Source organism: Bacillus sp. JJ1474, assembly GCF_036965225.1.
Lineage (GTDB): Bacteria > Bacillota > Bacilli > Bacillales > Cytobacillaceae > Cytobacillus.
In genome coordinates this window covers 2,036-4,567 of sequence record NZ_JBALPC010000275.1, presented here as the reverse complement: position 1 = coordinate 4,567, position 2,532 = coordinate 2,036, and the positions used below count along the sequence as shown (strand labels likewise).

Genomic DNA, 2,532 nt, shown 5'->3' with positions numbered 1-2,532 from the left:
ATATATCATCCATTTAGTAGCCACAACTTTTTCGATTAATTATAACTTTATCCTGAGGGATGAGCTTTTTTTAAGTCAATTGCCATTTATCATTATTATTTGGATTAGTGTCATTCTTCTTCCATTTAATTTGTATAATAAGAAAAAACAAGAGAAGCTTGAAGAACAGCTTGAATATGCGAATAAGAGAATAGCGGATCTCGTGAAACAGGAAGAACGCCAGAGAATCGCCCGAGATTTGCATGATACATTAGGGCAAAAGCTCTCTCTCATTGGATTAAAGAGTGATTTGGCAAGAAGATTAGTGTACAAAGACCAGGAACAAGCACGAAATGAAATGAAGGATGTTCAGCAAACGGCTAGAACAGCATTAAATGAAGTACGAAAAATGGTTTCTCAAATGAGGGGTATACGGATAAAAGAAGAACTTGTTAGCATAAAGCAGCTTCTTGATGCAGCACAAATCGAATTCATTTGCAGCAATGAACTAAAGCTTACTAATGTATCCATTTTTCTTGAGAACATTCTCAGCATGTGTATGAAGGAAGCAGTAACAAATGTTGTTAAGCATAGCAAGGCTACGAAATGTAAAATAACAATTGAGCAAACAGCAAATGAGGTCTGTATAAAGATTAAAGATAACGGGATTGGTATCGGAAGCAATTATGACGAGTTAAAAGGCAGCGGATTACTTGGTATTAAAGAACGGCTGGAATTTGTCAATGGCACGCTAGATATCAGTGAACAAGATGGGACTGCCATTACGATGAAAGTACCAAATGTTATAAAGCAGGCAGATTAGGAGGAACATTCATGATTCGGATTGTCATTGCAGAGGACCAGCGCATGATGTTAGGGGCATTAGGTTCACTGCTCAATTTGGAAGATGATATGGAAGTAGTCGGAAAAGCGAGCAATGGAGAAGAAGCCATTTCACTCGTAAAAAAATATAAGCCAGACGTTTGTATGATGGATATCGAAATGCCGGAAAAAAGTGGACTTGAGGCAGCGGAAGAATTAAAGGAATCCGGTTGCAAGGTCATTATCCTAACCACTTTTGCAAGAACAGGTTATTTTCAAAGAGCATTGAAGGCTGGTGTACGAGGCTATTTATTAAAGGATAGTCCAAGTGAAGAGCTGGCAGACTCAATCAGAACTGTGATGGCCGGAAGAAGAATTTATGCGCCAGAATTAATGGATGATGTTTATAACGAAGAAAACCCTTTAACAGATCGGGAAAAAGCGGTTCTTGAGCTTGTGGCTGATGGAAAAAACACGAAAGAAATTGCTGATGAATTGAGCATTAAAACAGGGACTGTCCGAAATTATATCTCGCAAATTCTAGATAAGCTTGAGGTAAAAAACAGAATTGAGGCCATAACTCAGTCGAAGGAAAAAGGCTGGTTTAAATGATAAAAATAATTTTTTAAAAAATTTGTAAAAACCTCTCGACAAACGACTATAAATTGTCGGATAATTAAAATAACAATCACGACAATTAGAAATTATTTAAAAATAATATTTAATTCTCTTTAGTGTTAATCCTAAGGAACTTTTTTTAGTGATTGAATAAATCATTTAAAGTACACAGCATATTAAAAGGCAGGGAATTGAAGAATGAAAGACCATCAAATTGAAATTAACTTAGCAACAACTAGAAAAGAAAAGCCGGCGTTCGACAAGCTTGAATTCGGAAGAACCTTCACAGATCATATGTTTCTTATGGACTATACGGAAGGAAAAGGCTGGCATGATCCGAGAATTGTTCCGTATCAACCTATCACTTTAGACCCTGCAGCCACAATCTTTCATTATGGACAGACTGTATTTGAAGGGTTAAAGGCTTACTTAACAAAGGATGAAAAAGTTTTTTTATTTAGGCCTAATAAAAATTTTGAACGGTTAAACCGATCAAGCGCTCGCTTGTGCATGCCTGAACTGGATGAAGAGCTTGCATTAGAGGCATTGGAGGAGCTAATCAGAGTAGACAGAGACTGGGTCCCTAATCTTGAAGGCACGTCTTTATACATTAGACCTTTCATTATTTCAACTGAAGTCCATTTAGGTGTATCAGCCTCTTTAAACTATCAATTTATTATTATTCTTTCTCCAGTAGGAGCTTATTATAAAGAAGGAATAAATCCAGTAAAAATTGCAGTTGAAACAGAATTTGTTCGTGCGGTAAAAGGCGGCACTGGTGATGCAAAAACGGCAGGAAATTATGCTGGCAGTCTGAAAGCACAAGAGGTTTCCGGCAAAGCAGGCTATTCTCAAGTATTATGGCTCGATGGAAAAGAAAAGAAGTACATTGAGGAAGTTGGCAGTATGAATGTCTTCTTTAAGATTAATGGCGAAATTATTACCCCTGAATTGAATGGCAGCATTTTACAAGGGGTAACCCGTGATTCCATTATTCAACTTTTAAAGCATTGGAATTTACCTATCGTTGAACGAAAGATTTCTATGGATGAAGTCTATCAAGCAAGCTTAGACGGAAAGCTGGAGGAAGCGTTTGGCACTGGAACAGCTGCT

General features: G+C 37.2%; 3 protein-coding genes. All 3 read left to right on the top strand.

The window, feature by feature from the left end:
• Positions 1 to 802: sensor histidine kinase (locus tag V7164_RS24345; protein ID WP_335355507.1), on the top strand; the 802-nt coding region annotated here is incomplete at its 5' end.
• Positions 803 to 813: 11 nt separating this feature from the next.
• Entirely contained in the window at positions 814 to 1,413 is a 600-nt protein-coding gene (locus V7164_RS24340; RefSeq protein ID WP_335355506.1) for a response regulator transcription factor, read from the top strand.
• A 204-nt stretch (positions 1,414 to 1,617) separates the two neighbouring features.
• Positions 1,618 to 2,532, top strand: a 915-nt coding sequence (locus tag V7164_RS24335; RefSeq protein WP_335355505.1) for a branched-chain amino acid aminotransferase, incomplete at its 3' end; no start/stop codon positions are given.

What these genes read in the sequence shown, in the direction of transcription:
- V7164_RS24340 (WP_335355506.1), top strand. Translation starts at nt 814, where the DNA reads ATGATTCGGATTGTCATTGCAGAGGACCAGCGCATGATGTTAGGGGCA.